The organism is Mesorhizobium sp. M7D.F.Ca.US.004.03.1.1, from assembly GCF_003998635.1.
In the GTDB taxonomy this organism is placed as follows: Bacteria; Pseudomonadota; Alphaproteobacteria; order Rhizobiales; family Rhizobiaceae; genus Mesorhizobium; species Mesorhizobium loti.
Genome location: NZ_RZQG01000697.1, coordinates 1 through 3,224, shown reverse-complemented (window position 1 = coordinate 3,224; position 3,224 = coordinate 1). Strand labels below are relative to the sequence as shown.

Genomic DNA, 3,224 nt, shown 5'->3' with positions numbered 1-3,224 from the left:
ACCCAGCATCGCGAGACGGATACCACCGCCGCCGAGCGCCAGACCGATGAGCAAGAGAATGAGGGAGGTGATGGTGACAGCCAAGATGATACTCCTTCGACTGTTGCGCGCTCGCACGCGCGGCCATGGGCAACCGGCGTTACCTTCCTGCCCTGGACACAACTTTCTCCTGCCCGCCGCGCCTGTCAAGTTGGCCGCACGCCAAGGTGGCAATCGATCTTGCCTGCATCAGGGTTTTCCAGCAGTCTGCGTCGGATCATCTCGCCTCTGGAGCAAGCAAAATGACGTCATTCGTTCCGCCGCTGACGCGATTGGTGCTTGCCCTCTGCTGCCTTGTCTCTCTCTCCGTGGCCGCGCCGGCACAGACGCTTCATGAGATCAACAAGGCGAACGGCTTTCACCAGATGCTGACGGGTATCGGTCCGGGTTTTAGCGCAGCCGTGAAATCGGCGCCGGAAACGCCGCCGCAAAAAGTCCAGGACGCGCTGGCAGTGGCCATGGAAGGTGCGTTTGACGCAAACAAGATGGAGGCAGCCATCGAATCGCGAATGGCCGACAAGCTGACCGCCAGGGATCTGGCCGACCTGGGCTCTTTCTATACTTCGCCATTGGGCAAACAGGTCACGACGCTGGAAATCCAGGCCTCCACCCAGGAAGAGAGGGAACGCAAGAAGATCGAAGGCCCAAAAATCCTCGGCGAGCTTCCGTCCAGGGATCCGGCTCGGCTCGAGCTGTACAAGAAGATCGCGGATGATCTCAGCGCTGTCGACACCGGAGAAGCCGTCGCCTTGAACATGGGCTATGCGATGCTTTCCGAAATGCTGGGAGCGGCCGGAAAAGCCCTGCCCGACGACCAGATCATGGCCTTGCTGCGTCAGCGGTCCGAAGGGCTTCGCCGAGACATCGAAAAGGATGTCATGGACTCCGTAGCCTACATTTACCGGGATCTGCCGCTTGACGATCTCAGACGTTACGAGGCTTTCCTGGCGTCACCCGCCGGCAGCCACTATTACGACCAGATGCAGGTCGCCCTCGGCGCGGTGATGACCGACGAGGCGCGCTCGTTTGGACATCGGTTTTTCGTCGCCCTCGGCTACCGCAAGGCCTGAACGGCGATATCAGGCACTTTACCGGAACAAAACGTAGACACTTCTGGTCTTTCGCTCCCGAATCACTACATTCGGGGCAATGTCCGGCTTTTCCGAAGACATGCCCTTTTTCGACGAACCCAATGCGCGGCCCACGGCCCCGTCGGGCATTGCCGCGCGCGCCATGGCTGCCCGCAGCGGCCACAACAGCGCGCCCGACTATCTCAAGGGGCTGAACCCGGAGCAGCGGCTAGCTGTTGAAACAACGGAAGGTCCGGTCCTGGTGCTGGCCGGCGCCGGCACCGGCAAGACCCGCGTCTTGACCACCCGCATCGCCCACATCCTCGCCACCGGCAAGGCGTTCCCGTCGCAGATCCTTGCGGTGACCTTCACCAACAAGGCCGCGCGCGAGATGAAGATCCGCATCGGCGTCCTGATCGGCGAAGGCAATGTCGAGGGCATGCCCTGGCTCGGCACCTTCCACTCGATTGGAGTGAAGCTGCTTCGCAGACATGCCGAACTCGCCGGCTTGAGATCCGACTTCACCATCCTCGACACCGACGACGTCGTGCGGCTGATCAAGCAATTGATCCAGGCCGAAGGTCTCGACGACAAGCGCTGGCCGGCCAAGCAGTTCGCCCAGATGATCGACGGCTGGAAGAACAAGGGGCAAGGTCCCACCGACATCGCCGAGGGCGACGCGCGCGCCTTCGCCAACGGCAAGGGCCGCGAACTCTACAAGGCCTATCAGGAGCGGCTGAAGACGCTGAACGCCTGCGACTTCGGCGACCTTCTGTGCCACCCGATCCGCATCTTCCGCGCCAATCCGGACGTGCTGAAGGAATACCACAAGCGCTTCAAATACATCCTCGTCGACGAGTACCAGGACACCAACACCGCCCAGTACATGTGGCTGCGGTTGCTGGCGCAGCGGCCGGATGCAGGGCGCGCGTCAACGTCGACGGATCTGCGATCGGCCGAAGGCCGCAAGCCCGACCGGGCGTCGGCCGGCCAGGCCGCCCCCGCGGAGGCCAGCGAGCGAAGCGAGCGCGCGGCCGTGAGCGACAACAAAGTAAACATATGCTGCGTCGGCGACGACGATCAGTCCATCTATGGCTGGCGTGGCGCCGAGATCGACAACATCCTGCGCTTCGACAAGGATTTTCCGGGCGCCACCATCATCCGGCTGGAGCGCAACTACCGTTCGACCGCGCACATTCTTGGCGCCGCCTCGCACCTCATCGCCCACAATGAGGGCCGTTTCGGCAAGACGCTGTTTACCGACCGCAACGAGCCGGAGGACGGCAAGGTGCATGTCCACGCCGCCTGGGATTCCGAGGAAGAAGCCCGCGCCGTCGGCGAGACCATCGAGACCTACCAGCGGCAAAAGCACAACCTCAACGACATGGCGATCCTGGTCCGCGCCTCCTTCCAGATGCGCGAGTTCGAGGACCGCTTCGTCACGCTCGGCCTCAATTACCGCGTCATCGGCGGCCCGCGCTTCTACGAGCGCATGGAAATCCGCGATGCGCTCGCCTTCTTCCGCGTCGTCGCGCAAGGCGCCGACGACCTCGCTTTCGAGCGCATCGTCAATGTGCCGAAGCGCGGCCTGGGTGAAGCCACCATCCGCCAGATCCACGACACGGCCCGTGCGCTCCGCATCCCGATGCTGGAAGCCGCCGCCAAACTCGCCGAAAGCGACGAACTGAAGCCGAAGCCGCGCGCGGCATTGCGCGAAGTGTCGGCCAATTTCGAGCGTTGGCAAAAGGCCCTGGAAACCACCCCGCACACCGAACTCGCCGAGACCATTCTCGAGGAGAGCGGCTACACCGACATGTGGAAGAACGACCGCTCGGTCGAAGCCCCAGGCCGGCTGGAGAACCTGAAAGAACTGATCCGCTCGATGGAGGAGTACGAATCACTGCGCTCCTTCCTCGAGCATGTAGCACTCGTCATGGATGCCGAGCAGAACGCCGGTCTCGACGCCGTCAGCATCATGACGCTGCATTCGGCCAAGGGCCTCGAATTCGAGACGGTCTTCCTGCCCGGCTGGGAGGAAGGTCTGTTCCCGCATCAGCGCGCGCTCGATGAAGGCGGCCGCTCGGGGCTGGAGGAAGAGCGGCGGCTCGCCTATGT

3 protein-coding genes are annotated in these 3,224 nt (G+C 62.9%); all 3 read left to right on the top strand.

Annotation, left to right across the window (positions count from 1 at the left end):
* On the top strand, nt 1-285 hold a 285-nt coding region (locus EN935_RS41510), incomplete at its 5' end, for a hypothetical protein (protein ID WP_206534589.1).
* Nucleotides 282-1,109, top strand: coding sequence for a DUF2059 domain-containing protein (locus EN935_RS28230; RefSeq protein ID WP_127264580.1), 828 nt, complete (start codon nt 282-284; stop codon nt 1,107-1,109). The genes EN935_RS41510 and EN935_RS28230, both read left to right, overlap by 4 nt.
* Before the next feature lie 79 nt (nt 1,110-1,188).
* A partial coding sequence (locus EN935_RS41505; protein ID WP_206534588.1) for a UvrD-helicase domain-containing protein occupies nt 1,189-3,224 on the top strand: 2,036 nt, incomplete at its 3' end.